The organism is Lysinibacillus sp. GW821-FHT14F06 (genome assembly GCF_058803665.1).
Window position 1 is genome coordinate 23,892 of record NZ_JBXAPF010000003.1, and the last position, 16,356, is coordinate 40,247.

The 16,356-nt window shown below is 34.0% G+C and carries 18 protein-coding genes and 1 pseudogene; 7 read left to right on the top strand and 12 right to left on the bottom strand.

The genetic code is table 11. The features are described from left to right. Positions 1–287: 287 nt before the first annotated feature. Both AC1RNS_RS03830 and AC1RNS_RS03835 read left to right on the top strand, forming a co-directional pair. The gene (locus AC1RNS_RS03830) at positions 288–1,931 is read left to right on the top strand and encodes a pyridoxal phosphate-dependent decarboxylase family protein (protein ID WP_492990900.1); all 1,644 of its coding nucleotides are present in this window, start codon (positions 288–290) and stop codon (positions 1,929–1,931) included. After that, on the top strand, positions 1,906–3,612 hold the full coding sequence (locus tag AC1RNS_RS03835; protein ID WP_492990902.1) for a methyl-accepting chemotaxis protein: 1,707 nt from the start codon (positions 1,906–1,908) through the stop codon (positions 3,610–3,612). The genes AC1RNS_RS03830 and AC1RNS_RS03835 overlap by 26 nt, the downstream gene beginning before the upstream one ends. Before the next feature lie 76 nt (positions 3,613–3,688). Here AC1RNS_RS03835 and AC1RNS_RS03840 read toward each other — a convergent pair whose 3' ends face one another. The 5 genes from AC1RNS_RS03840 to AC1RNS_RS03860 form a co-directional block, all read right to left on the bottom strand. Further along, entirely contained in the window at positions 3,689–4,627 is a 939-nt protein-coding gene (locus tag AC1RNS_RS03840) for an SDR family NAD(P)-dependent oxidoreductase (RefSeq protein ID WP_492990903.1), read from the bottom strand. A 72-nt stretch (positions 4,628–4,699) separates the two neighbouring features. Beyond that, a complete protein-coding gene (locus tag AC1RNS_RS03845) occupies positions 4,700–5,275 on the bottom strand; it encodes a TetR/AcrR family transcriptional regulator (RefSeq protein WP_492990904.1) in 576 nt (191 codons plus the stop codon). A gap of 136 nt (positions 5,276–5,411) precedes the next feature. Continuing rightward, positions 5,412–5,837 carry a GatB/YqeY domain-containing protein gene (locus AC1RNS_RS03850; protein ID WP_492990905.1) on the bottom strand — a complete coding sequence of 142 codons (426 nt, stop codon included), beginning with the start codon at positions 5,835–5,837 and terminating at the stop codon, positions 5,412–5,414. A gap of 196 nt (positions 5,838–6,033) precedes the next feature. Further along, a complete protein-coding gene (locus AC1RNS_RS03855; protein WP_492990906.1) occupies positions 6,034–6,402 on the bottom strand; it encodes a hypothetical protein in 369 nt (122 codons plus the stop codon). A gap of 220 nt (positions 6,403–6,622) precedes the next feature. Then, positions 6,623–7,387, bottom strand: coding sequence for a formate/nitrite transporter family protein (locus tag AC1RNS_RS03860; RefSeq protein WP_492990907.1), 765 nt, complete (start codon positions 7,385–7,387; stop codon positions 6,623–6,625). A 301-nt stretch (positions 7,388–7,688) separates the two neighbouring features. On the opposite strand from AC1RNS_RS03860, the gene AC1RNS_RS03865 reads away from it, so the two are divergent. Beyond that, positions 7,689–8,684 (top strand): PLP-dependent cysteine synthase family protein, encoded by a 996-nt coding sequence (locus AC1RNS_RS03865; RefSeq protein WP_492990909.1) that lies wholly within the window; start codon positions 7,689–7,691, stop codon positions 8,682–8,684. 63 nt (positions 8,685–8,747) lie between these two features. On the opposite strand, the gene AC1RNS_RS03870 is transcribed toward AC1RNS_RS03865, so the two are convergent. The 5 genes from AC1RNS_RS03870 to AC1RNS_RS03890 form a co-directional block, all read right to left on the bottom strand. Continuing rightward, on the bottom strand, positions 8,748–9,740 hold the full coding sequence (locus AC1RNS_RS03870; protein WP_492990910.1) for a zinc-dependent alcohol dehydrogenase family protein: 993 nt from the start codon (positions 9,738–9,740) through the stop codon (positions 8,748–8,750). A 109-nt stretch (positions 9,741–9,849) separates the two neighbouring features. Then, positions 9,850–10,158, bottom strand: coding sequence for a hypothetical protein (locus tag AC1RNS_RS03875; RefSeq protein ID WP_492990911.1), 309 nt, complete (start codon positions 10,156–10,158; stop codon positions 9,850–9,852). A gap of 160 nt (positions 10,159–10,318) precedes the next feature. Further along, positions 10,319–10,666, bottom strand: a complete 348-nt coding sequence (locus AC1RNS_RS03880) for a VOC family protein (RefSeq protein ID WP_492990913.1) — start codon at positions 10,664–10,666, stop codon at positions 10,319–10,321. Between the two features lie 84 nt (positions 10,667–10,750). Further along, positions 10,751–11,089 carry a cupin domain-containing protein gene (locus AC1RNS_RS03885; protein WP_492990914.1) on the bottom strand — a complete coding sequence of 113 codons (339 nt, stop codon included), beginning with the start codon at positions 11,087–11,089 and terminating at the stop codon, positions 10,751–10,753. A gap of 301 nt (positions 11,090–11,390) precedes the next feature. After that, complete coding sequence (locus tag AC1RNS_RS03890; protein ID WP_492991181.1) at positions 11,391–12,143, bottom strand: GNAT family N-acetyltransferase; 753 nt, start codon at positions 12,141–12,143, stop codon at positions 11,391–11,393. 94 nt (positions 12,144–12,237) lie between these two features. On the opposite strand from AC1RNS_RS03890, the pseudogene AC1RNS_RS03895 reads away from it, so the two are divergent. The 4 genes and pseudogenes from AC1RNS_RS03895 to AC1RNS_RS03910 form a co-directional block, all read left to right on the top strand. After that, positions 12,238–12,570, top strand: a pseudogene (locus AC1RNS_RS03895) (spore germination protein); the annotation flags it as partial. Further along, positions 12,562–12,807, top strand: coding sequence for a Ger(x)C family spore germination C-terminal domain-containing protein (locus AC1RNS_RS03900; RefSeq protein WP_492991183.1), 246 nt, complete (start codon positions 12,562–12,564; stop codon positions 12,805–12,807). The pseudogene AC1RNS_RS03895 and the gene AC1RNS_RS03900, both read left to right, overlap by 9 nt. A gap of 210 nt (positions 12,808–13,017) precedes the next feature. Beyond that, positions 13,018–13,482, top strand: coding sequence for an NUDIX hydrolase (locus AC1RNS_RS03905; RefSeq protein ID WP_492990916.1), 465 nt, complete (start codon positions 13,018–13,020; stop codon positions 13,480–13,482). 37 nt (positions 13,483–13,519) lie between these two features. Beyond that, on the top strand, positions 13,520–13,708 hold the full coding sequence (locus AC1RNS_RS03910; RefSeq protein ID WP_492990917.1) for a hypothetical protein: 189 nt from the start codon (positions 13,520–13,522) through the stop codon (positions 13,706–13,708). Positions 13,709–14,307: 599 nt separating this feature from the next. Here AC1RNS_RS03910 and AC1RNS_RS03915 read toward each other — a convergent pair. Together AC1RNS_RS03915 and AC1RNS_RS03920 are read right to left on the bottom strand one after the other, a co-directional pair. Next, complete coding sequence (locus AC1RNS_RS03915; protein ID WP_492990918.1) at positions 14,308–14,718, bottom strand: VOC family protein; 411 nt, start codon at positions 14,716–14,718, stop codon at positions 14,308–14,310. Positions 14,719–15,199: 481 nt separating this feature from the next. Next, positions 15,200–15,634 carry a hypothetical protein gene (locus AC1RNS_RS03920; RefSeq protein ID WP_492990920.1) on the bottom strand — a complete coding sequence of 145 codons (435 nt, stop codon included), beginning with the start codon at positions 15,632–15,634 and terminating at the stop codon, positions 15,200–15,202. Between the last annotated feature and the right edge of the window lie 722 nt (positions 15,635–16,356).

A 16,356-nucleotide genomic window follows, 5' to 3' on the forward strand; every position in this document is an offset into this window, starting at 1 on the left:
TTCCATTCATCTTCATAAAAATCTCTTTTCCTCATTTTTTGTAATAATCTGCTTATAAACGGTCTAAAAAACCTTATAAAGATATATTTTTTAAAAATCATACATCTTAATAATAATTTTCATATTTCCTCCAAAACAAATCGGATTATTCAGAAATGTAAAATAATATTTTTCTAGGAAAATATAAATTCATTTTTTGTTATTTTATGTTATTATAATTTTAGAAAAACGACCTATTTTTGAAGAACAAAAAATAGAGGAAATATGAACTACAAAGGATGATGAATATGAAAAAAATCCAACAATTATTCCAAAGTGAAGATGGAAATATCCAGCAAAGGGAAAAATTTTTATCGCTATTAGAGAAAATTGTTTCCTCTCTAGATGCATTAAAAAATCCTAATAAAACGTCTCTTGGACCAATGAAAGAGCGCTCCTCTAATTTTTACCAAGAATTAATGCAAGACAATCAAATAGCAAATACAGGTGTTGGACTCGATCAGGTTGTAGAAGAGCTTACACAATTGATGCAAGGACATCCTTATCATACGCGTAATTTTGTCACGAATGTTTTACCAATGGCCAGCATCCCCGGTATATTGGGTCAGTTTACAAATGCCCTCCTGAACGGTAACAATCTATGGGATGTATATGGACCTGCTGCCGCAGAGTGCGAAGTAAAAGTTATAGCAATGATGTCGAAGTTAGTAGGCTATGATTATACTAAAAGTTTTGGCTATACAACTTGGGGTGGTCAAGGGGCTGTATTTAGTGGTCTTCGTCTTGCCATTGCTAAGCAATTTCCACAGGCAAAGGAAGATGGTATTCCAAATAATTTATATTGCTTTGCATCAGAAAATGCACATTATAGCCTATTAAAATCTGTGGAAGCAGTAGGTATAGGAAGCAAACATTTAATTCGTGTAAAAGCTGGAAAAGATCATTCCATGGATATCAATGATTTACAGAATCGAATGACAGAGGTTATCGAAAACGGTGGAATTCCAGTCTATATAGTAGCCACGACAGGTGCTACGGATCAATTTGCTATTGATGATGTACAAGCCATTAAAGAGGTCACTAATGGGCTTGAGAAGAAATATGCTTTAAAACCAATACATATCCATGCCGATTCCGCTCTGGGAGGCTTTTACGCATTTTTCAACGATTACGACTTTACTGCAAATCCTCTTCAATTAGAGGCAGATGTATTACAGGAACTAGCAAATATTCGTACACGTATGCAGCATCTAGCAATCGCAGATAGTCTATGCTTTGACTTCCAAAAACTTGGTCAGACACCGTATTTAACAAGTCTATTCTTAATAAAAGAAGGTAACAGTCTACAGTTACTTGATATTGAGGACTTTGATACACCATACGTCGGCAATCGCGGTTATGGCTCCTACCATACAGGTTATACATTAGAGTGCTCACGAATGGGAAGTTCGATAGCTATTTATGCAGCTTTACAGGCATTTGGTAAAGAAGGTTATCAACAAATATTAGCCAATTATGTGCGTGTTAATTTAGCATTCCGTGCACAATTAGCTGAGCATGCACCTATGCTGCAAGTAGTGAATGAAACGAATATTGGACCCGTTACAGCCTTTCGTTTATATCCAGAAGGCTATAATTGGCACACCGAGCAGGCAGGTGGTTATAGACAAGACCAAATTGAATATATAAATGCGATGAATGCCTCTTTATTTGAGATCATAGGAGAGGATCGAGACGAAGTATTTTTCGGTGATACAACACGTGTTTGCACTGTCAGCACAAGTGATACAAATCAACAAATGCCAGTTGCAGCAGCAAAATTCTTTGCTATTTCTCCCTATACTGAAACAGAACATATTCGTGATATGATTCATTTCCTGCAACAAAAGCTGCAAGTATTGGAGGATGCCAAAGTTGAATATAATAAATAAATTAAAGGGTTCTTTACTCTATAAATATATTGCAAGTTTTACCATTCCCATTGCTCTTATTTCTATCATATTTAGTGTGGTACTATTCATAACGTCTTATCGAATTATCGATAATTTTGTTATTACACAGTTTGAGTCATCATTAGAAATTGTGTCTAATTCTATTTTTGAAGATATAGAAAAAAATGATGTCATTGCTGCAGACAACGGGAATCCTCAAAAATATGAACAACTACTAAAGCAATTAAATGGCACAGTTAAAAAATACGATATTGAAAATGCGTATATCCTTTCCCGCTCTAATGGAAAGGAGCATATTGTCGCTTTAAGCAATAAAGATAATTACAAAGAAGATTATGTTTTCGATGAAAAAATGAATGTCGCTATAGACTCTGCTTCTACACAAACAAGCGATATTTATCAAGATGAATATGGTATTCATAAATCCATTTTCATACCATTTAAAAACACAGATATTTTATTCGGTATAGATATGGATGCTTCCTTTATTTCTAAGCTGCAAACAGAGACACTTTGGATATGTATCATTATGACTGTGATTTTTATCTTATTAGGGATTATTGTCGCTTATTTCATTAGCATTGGTATTACAAAACCAATAAAAAAAATAACTGGTTATGTTGGCAGGGTAGCCAAGGGAGATTTAGCTGTTGAACCTCTACAAATGAAAGGGTCCAATGAAATCGCACAGCTTTCTGCGGGCATCGAAAATATGACAGAAGATTTAAGATTACTTATTCAGCAAATCGCTGAAAATGCTGAGCAAGTAGCTGCCATGTCAGAGGAATTAACAGCAAGCTCTGAGCAAACAAGTGCATCCATACAGCAAATTACATCTTCCATGCAGGAAGTTGCAGCTGGTTCAGAAAAGCAAACCTCCTCCATTGAAGAGGTAGAAAATCATATTTCAACAATCTCTACAAAGATGGCTGAAGTGGTTTCAAGCGTTAATGATGTGGCAGCAAAGGCTGTCAGTGCATCCACTATTTCTGAAAAAGGCAATACAACAATTCAAAGTGCGACTGAGAAAATGGCTATCACCTCTACTGCTATTCAAGAGACTTCAGTAGTCGTGGAACGTTTAAGTACATACACGAATGAAATTGGTGATATCGTGACCTTAATTAACGAAATTACGGACCAAACCAATTTACTCGCGTTAAATGCATCTATTGAAGCAGCAAGAGCTGGAGAACATGGTAAGGGCTTTGCCGTTGTTGCAGAAGAAGTACGTAAGCTTGCTGACCAATCATTAGCAGCAACTAACAGTATTCGAACACGTATTGAAACCATTAAAGAGGAGTCTACACAGGCTGTAAAATCTATGGCAATTAGCAGCAGTAATCTCGTGGAAAGCTCAACAACCTTTCATGCATCTGGTGAGGCCTTTGGAGAAATTAATGCACATATTCTGGAGCTAACACAGGAAATGAATCATGTCAATACGATCATTACCAATATGAATCAAGGCGTGAATAGCATTGCTAATTCTGTAGAAGAAGTTGGCGTAGTAGCCGTTCAGGCATCTGGAAATATTCAAAATGTAGCAGCAGCATCTGAAGAACAATCTGCCAGCATCGAAGAAATTACTGCATCTTCAAATAATTTAGCGGAGATGGCTCAACAGCTTCGTCATATCATACAAAAATTTCAGTTATAAAAACTAAAATCGTTCTTCATCATAAAATCCGCTATACTTTCTCAGAAATATAGCGGATTTTTTATGGCTGTTGGTATTATCCTTTCTTCAGTTGCATCCATGAAATGGTTTCTTCTAGACCAGCTTTATAAGAAGTACGTGGTAAAGGACCAATTTCTCTCTCATATTTTTGTCCACTTAAAATGACTGGCTCTTCTGTTAAATAAAACATTTCAACCACTTCCTTCATGGACGGAGAAAAGATTCCGATTAATTGTATCATTCCTTTAGATATAGTTCGGATCCCTTTCTTGTAACCTGTTAATTCGCTTAGAATTTCTACTAATTGTACCCCGGAAATAGTATGTGTAGCTGGCACATTCCAATTTTGATTGTATGTATCTTCTCTTAACGCTAGTTCAACCATAGCCTTTGCACCATCAACAGTATAAAGGAATTCCCTCTTCACCTGCATATTTCCAACAAAATTAGCTTTTTTACCTTGTACAACATTTTTTAATGTTTCATACAGTATGGTATTCTCTGCATTTGGTCCATACAAATCTGGGAAATGAACAATTAGGGAAGGTACATGGCTCTCTTTTAATTTATTTTCCATAGCCAACCGAATTTTTCCCTTCTTTGAATGTGGGCTCTTCTCTGTCTCCTCAGTAACACCAATGAGCGATTGTTTCCCATATGCATATATATTATCGACAAGTGCAATCCTCGCTCCTTGGTTTTCAGCTATTTTTAACACCATCTCCAGACACGGTATATGGAGCTTTTCCCAATCCTGATATGGAAAACTTATTGCATGAAAAATAACATCCACTCCTTTTGATGCTTGACTAATATCTTGTTCATTAAAAATATCACCTGCAATGATTTCAACATTCCTGGAATGGCGAAATAATGCAACTAGTTTTTCTTTGCGTCGTGCAAATGCCTTCACCTTTACTTGTCGGCTTACTAATTCATTTACAAGAGCATAACCCATTCCACCAGATGCTCCGATAACTAAAGCTGTTTTCATTATAATTCCCCCTTTAATTAACCACTGGTCAAATAAGAACTTAAAGATAGTTCTAGATAATTGTACCTAGAACTAATCATTAATTAATGCCTTGAGAAGAAATCTTGCATGTACATCTACTGCTGTCATTGCTTCCTCATAATTTTTAACATAATGACGGTAATGTGCTACAAATCCATGCAGCGCAATAAATGTAGAATGGATATCTGAAAGCAGCAGTTCCTTTTCTGCTAAAGCTTGTACGGATTGTGCAAATTTTTCATAACTAAGGTTGGCTGCCTCTTGAGAGAGTCCGTCAATTTCTTTGTCCCTCACCATAAACATTAATTCATATTGACTTTGATTATTTAAACCAAATGCCATATAGCCTACAAAAATATGCTTCAATTTAGTAGAACTATCTTCAGGACCATTCACTGTAGTATCTAATGTAGTATTTAATTCTGAAAAATAATCACCTAAAATAGCATAAAATATTTCGGCTTTATTTTTAAAATGATAGTATATCGCCCCATGACTACAGCCAATCTCCTTTGCAATACTGCGCATCGATACATGGTGAAAATCCTTCGCGATAAATTGTTTATGTGCTTCATGTATAATCATTTCTTTTGTTAATTCCTGTGTTGATGGTTTGCGCGGTGACATATTACCCTCCTAATTTAACCAGTGGTTAATTAATAGTGTACTCTTATTTTTTTTAATTAGCAACAGTTGGATTAAAATCCTATTATAAAAGAAAACGAATTTCCCTATCCAATAGGAAATTCGTTTCTTTGTTAAATTAAATAATACTCTTCACAACTTTTGAAATAACAGCACCTTCAGCTTGGCCTGTTAACAAAGGTTTTGCAATTTTCATTGCGTCTCCCATGCCCATTCCCTTTACTATTCCAGCCGCTGCTAGCTTTTCTGCAACTTCTTCTTCCGTTAATTGCTTCGGCAAGAATGATTTTAATAGCACTAATTTCGCTTCCTCTTTTTCAATTAAATCAGCTCTACCTGCATTTTGGGCACCCTCTAAAGCCTGATTTGTTTGTTTGACCTCGCGATTGATAATAGCAATTTCTTCTTCAGAGGATAAAACCTCTCCCTTTTCCTTCTCCGCTAAATCTAAGGCAGATTTCAAAAGCGACAATACGCCTTTTGCCAATGCATCCTTTTCTCTCATCGCCTTTTTTAATTGTTCAAATACCTCTGTTTTTAACAATGTTGTCACTCCTCTAGACCATGTATTTCAAAAAAATTATACCATAAAGTGAATTAGAGATGTTTTCTCATCCCTAAGTGCAGGCTATACTCCTGTTTATACACCTTCTACTACACTAATTCTGGAGTAAAGGCCTGGAGTTGCCTGTTCATGTAGATAAAAAAACCGTAGCCTCGAAGGATACGGTAATTAAAATTTATTTTGCTCGCTTCAGCATACGTACATCCGCTTTTGTGTCAAGTAATTCAAGAGATAATATTTCCATCTTCGTATCCATACTATCTATTTTCTGACTTAAATTTTGTTCTACTGAATCTAATCTGCTTTGCAGTAAATTTGTTTTTTCTTCTAATCTAGTTTCAACTGCATCAATTTTTTCCTCTAATCTTCTTTCAATCGCATCAATTTTTTCTTCTAATCTTCTTTCAACCGCATCAATCTTTTTTACTAATCTAACTTCCACCGCTTCAATTTGATGCTGAAGATCAGATTTCATAATCTGCATTTGCGTAGACAGCTCCAAAATTGCTTGAAGAATGGTATGTTGGTTCACTTCCTGCCCCATTTTTGTCCTCCTCCTCTCTATCATTCTTCATTCTATCTATAAATTTCTTAGCATTGTTATCATTGTAGGAAAAGAAAGTAGTATTACATATACCACTCTTCTTTCCATTCTATCTAGGATTTATTTTAAAGTCAAAATATCAAAAGAACGAGTCCTAGCTATAGAATCATAATAGACTTCTCTACTACTTTTATAAACGACATTCTAAAATTTCATTATTTTAAAATCTTTCTCTACTATTTATCCAATAAATAATGCCAATAATTGCTCCACCAATTATATTTCCAATTGTGACAGGTACTAAATTGGCTATGGCTCCCGCAAACGATACAAGTTCACCGTGAGGTATAAAAAGAGCAAGACAAAACAATGTCATATTGGCGATGCTATGCTCAAAACCCGCCGTAATAAATGGAAAAATACAACAAAAAATCATGACTAACTTCGCAATTTCTGTTTTTAATTTATAGGCACACCATACTGCTAAGCAGACAAGCAGATTACACAAGATTCCTCGGCATAAAAGTGCAATAAATCCAGCATTCATCTTAACAGCCGCTATTTTCTCAATATAAGCAGCTGTGTCTCCCACCGCAAGCCCTGCATAAAAAAATAAACCAGCGCTTAATAGGGAGCCACAAAAATTTCCTATGTAGCTAAATGTCCAAATACCTATCATTTCTAGGGGTGTAGATTTTTTGGATAATGTACTAATCGTTAAAACTAAATTATCCCCCGTAAATAAATTTGCACCAGCCATCATAACCATACTAAGCGCCACGCCAAATGATAAACCTTGTACAACCTTCATACTTGGTACACCAGCAGGATCAAACAAACCACCAATTGTAACAATAAGCAATATGCCAAAGCCGATAAAAAGACCACCTAAAATTGCTTGCAATAAATAATTGACAGGTCTTTGCTTCATCATTGTTATTTTTGTTTCCGCAGTTATACAAATCTCAGATATTGTCTCTTTCATTTCTTTCCTCCCATGCAAACATCAACTATATTTATCATAACTGATTTATGGGCTTTCCAAAAATACCAATGTAAGGATTTTATTTTTAAGCAGCGAGAAAATTTTCACCAAATTTTACCTACATTTTTCAAAAATGAATTTGCATAATTAAAAAGTTGATATTACGAATACATTAATTATTTCTATCAGCCTTTTAAATCTTTCTATTAGGAATATCATTGCTCAAAAAAGTTTCAAATGATAAGATTCGTTTAATTCCTACAATTCAAGTTTGTTAAGTAGGTAAAAAGGAGTGGATCGGATGGGTCAAGTAATTGCAAATAAAATAAAGCAATCCATTACGGAGTTAATTGGGCATACTCCACTTTTGGCCTTAAATCAATATGTTAAAGAGCAACAGCTAGAAGCCGAAATAATTGTGAAACTAGAATACTTTAATCCAGCTAATAGTGTGAAGGATCGTATTGCGAAAGCTATGATCGAGGATGCTGAAGCTCGTGGTGTTTTAACAAAGGACAAAACAATTATTGAAACGACAAGTGGAAATACTGGTATTGGCTTAGCGGCAATTGCAGCCGCAAAAGGTTATAAGCTGCGGATTTACATGCAGGATGGGGTAAGTGAGGAGCGTACAAAGGTTGTGAAGGCATATGGAACTGAGGTAGTGCCATTTTCTGATGTTCCAGAAATGGTAGCAGCCTTTGAGGAAACAGATGGTGATTTTGTGGAAACAATTAAAGTTTTTAGAGAAACCGTCATTGATCGAGAGGAAAATGTAGTATTTCTCAATCAACTTGACAATGAGGCCAACCCAAACATTCATAAGCTAACAACAGGTCCTGAGATTTGGGATGATACGGACGGTGATATTGATATTTTTGTAGCCTCAATAGGAACAGGTGGGACAATAAGTGGTGCAGGCGCCTTCTTAAAATCTAAAAATCCCAATATTCAAATTATAGGTGTAGAGCCAGCTATTAACTCCATTGCAACCGTCGATAATCCAGATATTATTGAAATCACGGGTGTTCACCGCTTCTCTGACGCTGAAGCGGCACGCGTTCCATCGAATGTTCATTTAGAGATCATTGATGAAGTGCTTGAAGTAGAAACTGTTCAAGCCTATGAAGCCGCTCGTACAGTAGCGAAATCAGATGGTCTTTTAGTAGGTACCTCATCAGGTGCTGCCTTATTCGCTGCTACAGTTCTTGCAAAACGTCCTGAGAACGAAGGAAAAAGGATAGTGGTCATCCTTCCTGATACTGGTCTTCGTTATTTATCAACGGATTTATTTTAAGAAATACATTGATAATAAAAAACGAAGGGTATAGCAACTTGCCCTTCGTTTCTTTTCAAGATTTTAATAGCTTGTTAGAAAAATCTTTCCTTTAGTTGTTTTGGACGATTCCACAACCTTTATTGCTTTTTGGATATCTAACAAATCATAATGAGAATCAACTGCCATCATTTTTAACATACCACTATTCACTAAGCTTATTAATTGATGAAATGTATCTTGCCATCTTTCTACCGAGACTTGCTTATTCCAATGTCTTAAATGAAACATATTGGCCTTAACATTAGCCTCCTTCACAATACTTTGCCAATTCACTTGTACACCTGATAATAGACCAATTGCTAAAAATTCTCCTCCAGGTTTTACACAGAAAGCAAGGTCGTTACCAACTACTCCTCCAATGGAATCAATAGCAGCATCAGCACCCCTGCCATTGGTAATTTCCATCACTGTCTCATAGAGCGGTGTGATAGAGGTATCTATGACATAGGAAGCGCCAAGCTGAAGTAAATCGTCTGTATATCTATTATTTCTCGTTACCGCAATAAGCTGAAAACCAATTATTTTTGCTAACTGAGCAAAAATATGACCGATAGCAGATCCACAGGCATTCACTAATAAAACATCATTTGATCGTAGTTTTAGTACTTCTGCACAAGTAACCCAAGCCGTCATGGGGTTAATATACATTTGAGCTGCAGTAAAATCATCTATTGAATCTGGAATTGGTACAGCAAATTCTGCTCTTGTTTGAACAATCTCCTGCCAAGTCCCATCTCCTCGTAAAGGTAAGACACGTTTACCGATAAGATTTTGAGAAACAGATGGACCTATATCCTCTACTATTCCTACTCCCTCATAACCAGGAATAGTAGGTAAAGAAATTCGATGAGCATACTTGCCCCAAATTGGTATTAAATCAGATGGATTTATAGGTCGTGCTAGCATTCGAACGAGAATTTCTTGTGCTTGTGCAGGCTTAATCGTTTTATTTTCAAACTTTAAAACCTCCAGAGGATTTCCAAATTCATACAGTTTAACACTTTTTGCTTTCAATAAATAGGACTCCTTTATTCAACTATTCATAAAATAACCTCATATCCAGGCATTGGGATCACGCTTCAAATATAAGTGCTTTTGTTATCTAATCTAGTAGACAATGTTTTTATAGTCGCGTAATTGTAAACTCAGCTTTCTCATTCATACGTAGTTGTAGTTGATTGTTAATTTCTATCTCCATTGGACTGACTATTGCTTTTTTATTCGAAAAATACCATACACGTTCACTTGGTCCTAATAATAAATTTGCTCCATCCTCATAATTTCCCATAAACGTAAGACTATCAGCGCGGATTTCATTATTATTCATTGGTATAATCCCATATTCTTTTAATGTATTTGCTACTAAATGAATAGTATCTGTTGGGATATTCATTTCACCGATGCTTAGCACATGCTCCGATGAAAAAGACATGGCATCTATTTTAGGATTTACTTCCTGTCTTGCAATAAGCTCTATAATATTTTCTTCTGGGTTATCAATTTAGCCTTGGCGTAATTGCGTCCGGATTTTGAATTGTGCCCGCACAATTCATTCCTTTTAAAATCCGTGACATCCGCCGGAGGCTTTATCTTCATTCAGTAGGTGTTTGTACACCTACTGAATGAAGATAAAAATAACAGGAAAAGGCCTTCAAGGTGTCAAAATATACTTCATCTTCTTCAGTTGAAAACAGTATTTCCGCATGCTCTTTTACCCAACCTTTTGCCTGTTGAAATAAATTACATGGAATATTTAAAGCAAAATGATATTGCTTTTGTACAAAAACAGGGATTTTTTCAAACGTGATTTCACTTTCACCAACGGCAACAGTAAAATAAGCATCTGTATTTTTTATTAATGTAAATCCTAATTGTGTACTATAATAATCCTTCATTTTATGTAAATCATATGCGTATAACCTTATTCTAGTAATTTTCATTGTAAGCATCTCCCCTACCCTTTGTCTCATTTACTATAATAGACTCAGGAAGTGAATACCTCATGCAAAAGAATGAACATCATCTTATAGTGGAATACGATCGCTTCTACTATTAGGCTGTGAAATAACTAAAAACTCTATATCCTCTCCTGTATCATTTCGCATTTGATGCGCTGTTAGCGGTGGAACTTCAATTCCTTCGCCTTTTTGTAAAATAATAGAATCACCCTCAATATCGATTATTGCGGTGCCAGATAGCATAAAGAAAAATTGTTGTGCATGTTGATGATAATGGTTAATTTCTGCTGTTTTAGCTGGCATACGCTCATGAATAATGCTAAGCTCATTATTTTTAACTAAATGCCAGCCATCACATAACTCTCCCCAACTATAATGCTCTGCATTTTGTTTGCTTATTTTCAAAATGATTACCACCTTCCTATAAACATATGGATGTATATAACGCATTCTCTACCAATTACCCAAAATTATGGATATACTCTATAATATAGACAGTACTATGAGCAATTTTTATTATGTTAGGAGAGATAGAAATGAATGTCAAAAAACAGTTATCTGGTATCGCTCTCGGCTTTTTGTTTACAACAATTCTTTTATATATCTTTTTTGATTTTTTTTCTTGGTCAATTAGCCTCGGGTTTTTGTTAGGTATTTGTGTTTTTGCTGTGATATTACTATTCTTGAAAAGGGCGTAAATACTTACTCATAATGTTTTTAAAAACTTTTCAAATTTGTTGACACTCATAATTTCATGTGTCACGAACTGCCCCTTATAAAATAATCCAAAGGTTGTCCAAATAATAGGAGCATTCTGTGCTTCTTCTTTTGTGGTTAGCTGGTAAGCATGAAAGGAAATGCCATTTTTCTCAGCAGTATCCCTTAAATCATTTATAACACCTACAGCAAAGGGACATTGAGCCGTATAGTATATGCTAATACCATCATAATGAGATTTTAGATTGCTCGTATGTAATTTAAATGATGGCTCAATAGCCTCATCGTTAAATTTATAGACAGCTAGCTCAAAATAAGGTGCTGCATGATCTACAATTTTAAATCCTAAATGCTCAAAAAAACGTTTATCACTTAAAAAAGGAAGCTTTTTCTTTCCTACGATATGGACAATCCCATCCATTCCCTGCGCTTGTGCATCCTCTATACACCTTTCGAGTAGTCGTCTAGCATGATGCTGATTTTTATATTTACCTGAAACCCATAGACAATTTATATACATATAATTCGGTGCCTCAATAGGAGCCCAAGCATGCTGTGCAGGTAAATATTCAATAAAAACCTTCGCACGTTCATTTAATCGATAAAAAACCAACCCATCGTTTATACGGTCCATTAACCATTTTTTCTTTTCCTTTACTGCTTGCTCGTATTGCTTAGCGCCAAGTGCACAGCATATATGCTCCTGTTCAATCTGATTGCTTGTCATTTGAATATACTCCACTTTATTATTCACCTCTATTCTTCCTAAACTATCCTGTCTTCTAGTATTATACCAAACGAAAATTAGTTGGCTTTAATTCCCTAATCACAAGAATTTAGAAAATCTTAAACATCGCATTAACAATATTAATTACCCTTCAATTACTGATATCTCTATATTGAAACAATTAATAGAGGACAACCCTTTGTCACCTTTTCCACAATATTATATGACTGTCCGACCAGATAGTGTTAGTCAGTATCTAATTGATGGAAGAATCGCTGTTTATATGGATAATAGTCAATCAGCAATTATATGCCCAACATCCTTTTTTGAAATGTTCATTTTAATTGAGGACTATTATAATCGTTGGACAACAGCATCATTACTGCGAGTTCTACGCTTTTTCGGTTTTTTCTTAACAATTATCATTACACTGATGTATATATCAGCATTAACATTATCAAAGCTTGAAAAAGATGTTAGTAACCAATTTGAACGAGAGATTCGAAACTTTATTCAAAAAACAATTGAACAAAATATCGATCCAATCGGATTAAGTGAAAATTTCCGTAAGAATTATCATGGGCAATGGACAAATGAATTAACAGATAAAATTCTAAAAAATCTAGAAATTGATATTCATGTACAAACATCGATTATAAGTACTGGCATACTAAAATAAGCTTATCTGTATAAACGAATCACTTCTAGTAAATGAAAGCATCATAGAATCTGCTACTTTTTAAGTCAAAAAGTTAGTAGGTTCTTTTTTGTGATAATAAAATTTATTTAAAAACGTATACCTTATCCTTTTTAGGAGACTTCCGATGACATGAAACAGGAAATTTGATACAGTTGTTATATTATTTTACTATGGGAAGGTTTTATAACTATGAATTATATACAATTTATGAGGAATTTTATTGGACATGAAACATTAATGACAATAGGCTGTGGTGTCATTATTGAAAGGGATCATAAAATATTACTACAGCATCGACTAGACGTAGATAATTGGTGTATACCTGGTGGCTTAATGGAATTAGGTGAAACATTTCAACAAACAGCTATTAGAGAAGTTTTTGAGGAAACTGGTTTAGAGGTTTATAATTTAGAGCTTTTTGGAATTTATTCTGGTAAAGGTTGCTTTGTAGAATATCCAAATAAAGATAAAGTTTATAGTGTTCAAATTATTTTTAAAGCATTGGATTTTAAAGGTGAATTATTACAAGAATCAGAGGAATGCAGAGAACATAAATTTTTTGCTAGAAATGAGCTACCTTCTAAGTTAAATCCTCGACAAGAAAATTTTATTATGGATTGGGTAAAAAATGCGAGGTTACCTATTATCAATTAAAAGGACCTTCAATTAATACAGAGGAGGTGTATATAAATTGAGAAACATTCTAACAAGTAGCTTAAGTACTATTATTGGATTGACGGTTGGTTTTCTCTTTATGGGCAATAATAGAGACCCTTCCAATCAATATACACTTAAACTAATTTTAATAGTTGCTATTATAGTCCTAATACCAGTTTATTGTAAATCTTATATAGGGCGGAAGGATGAGAAGGAGAATTAATTAATCTCACCTGCTTTTTTCAGCACCACCAATAGATTCAAATAATAAATAATATGAAATTAGGTGTTAAAATGAAAATAACCAGTAAAGAGAAATTATTGTGGACTAGTATTTGCTTAACCATCTTTTCTATATTTCTCGTATCTTATCCATCTAATGATTTTGGAGGACCAATTCGTTGGGTCAGCTATAAGGGGCAACAAGAAATACAATCAGCATGGTCATTCTTTACACCAACTATTTTTACACAAACTCATTTTCATATGCTCTATTTTTTTATCAATGTCTTTCTAATCTATATGTTTTTAACCTATAGCAAAAAAATATTTATTTATATTAAGTCAAAAAATTAGATATACAAAGTCATCAAATTTGTTGAGACCATCTTGTTTTTAACTGAAAATGGTTAGGATGCAAACTGGCCTTAATAATACCTCGATTTGCATATCCTAACCGTTAATTACGACCTAAACGCTTTCTTTTTGTTTTGAAGGTTTCTAGAAATTCATCCTGATAGCCTAAAAATCCTCAATCCATATTACTCTGCTGCCTTTTAAAACTCTCAAGATTTAGTCGATTTAAAAATACCGAGCTCTTTTCTAATTTATTGCACTTTCATCCATATAAACTACTTCCCAGATATGTCCATCTAAATCATGGAAACCCCATCCATACATGAATCCATGATCTTGAGGGTCACTATAGAATGTTCCACCAGACGCCATTGCTTGATTTACTAGCATATCCACTTGCTCCCGATTTTCAGCTGATAAACAAAAAATCGCTTCTGCAGAAGTTGAGGTATCCGTAATATCCTTTTTAGTAAATTCTTTGAAACGGTTTTCTATCATGAGTAATGCAAAAATATTTTCGCTAACAATCATAGAGGCTGTAGTCTCATCACTGAATTGCTGGTTGAACTCAAAACCTAACTCCCGAAAAAACTGTATAGATTTATTTAAATCTTTTACAGGTAAATTAATAAAAATATTTTTTGATTGAAAAGCCATTTTTCCACACCTCCAAAATTGAATAAATCAAATTATTTTTGAATTTGTTCCTTAATATTTCCCTTGATAGACCTCTGTGGTAACAAATCCCAGATTCTTTATCGAAATCTAGGAATTTCTTTAAAGAAAGCTGAGCTTCATTAACTACTCCATTGATACTATACATTGAAACCCCAGCAATCAACATGAATTCCATCACAATACGGTAATTCTTGCCCATCTTTTAAGGTTTCATTCAACTTGCCCCTAGGAGGGTTCTCAAGATGTCCATCTTTTTCAGAGGTACTTCTCCTTGGAATTTTAGGTTTATACGGTTGATGAGCATACACTTTGATATGACTTTCCTTTTTCAGTAATAGCTTAGGAAGACTACCTAAATGAACAATGTCTCCTTTATAATTTCATTTTGTAGTTTTAAATGATTAATCTAGCTTAGATACTAAATTCTGTTTCCCTTCAAAAAGTTCCTGCTAACTCATATTTATTTTGTAAAGAGGTCGAGTTTCGTCATTTGGAAAACTATCAAATTGAATATTTTCAGAAGTATAAAGTATAAAAGTGCTGCAAAAATTCCAATCAAAATAAAAATAAGAAGTCTATTCATATACATAACAGCAGAAGTTAATAAGTATACTATTCCTCCTATGATTGCTCCGCTCACACAATAGAGTACTACTTGGTTTAATTGTTTTTGAATTTTAGTGTCGATGATCCAAGAAATAATAACTCCCAAAATCCCATAGATAACAAATGAATATCCAATAAACATCCAGAATAATGTTTTAGATGAATACCCGCTTGTTTCACTTATTTCCCCCTCCATCGGGGTATAGCCAAAATATAAACTTAAGATCCAAGAAAAAATTATTGCAGAAATAATAGAGATTGTTAATCTTTGAATAAATGATTGAAACATTGAGTATTCCTCCATAAAATTATTGACTCTTTTTTATAATTATTAAATATCAAACATTTTAAAGGCAAAAGAAGAAGGATAGATTGGCAGTAAAATGATATATCTGCTAAACCTATCCTTTTTGTTACGACAAATTTACCTTTTAGTATAATTTACTCTTTGCAATGCAATGTAGTACTTACTAAATAATTATCATAGATATTGCTGCCCGCTGATGTTTTACAAGTAATTTTAGGGTCATAAAATAAAAAGAACACCACTTAATCATTTAAGTGATGTTCCACACCTTAACCCTTTGTGCAGAAGGGAAAAGATGCATCTAAAACAGTATACCCATTTAGAAAATATAATTGTATCCAACAAATGGATTAAAAAGAAATATAATTCTATTGTATTGAATAATATACATTTTTAACTAAATGTAACCAATTCTTATATTAATATTATGTAATTTCAAATCCTGTTAAACAACCTTTGAACAAAAAAACGAGTCTGTCTCTTTTTTCTATCTTTCATTATTTGTTGGGTAAAGGTTTTTCGGGTCGTTTAAAGCAGTATTTACATTTCGAGTCACTACACTTTGATTCTATCCAACTATTACACTTCGGACAGAAATAAGCATCAAAATCATCATAATAAACTAGATTGAACTTACATTTAGTGCAAAAATTATCTTGTTCAACTTGCCCATCAAATACAAAGTTATCAATTATTACTTTGTA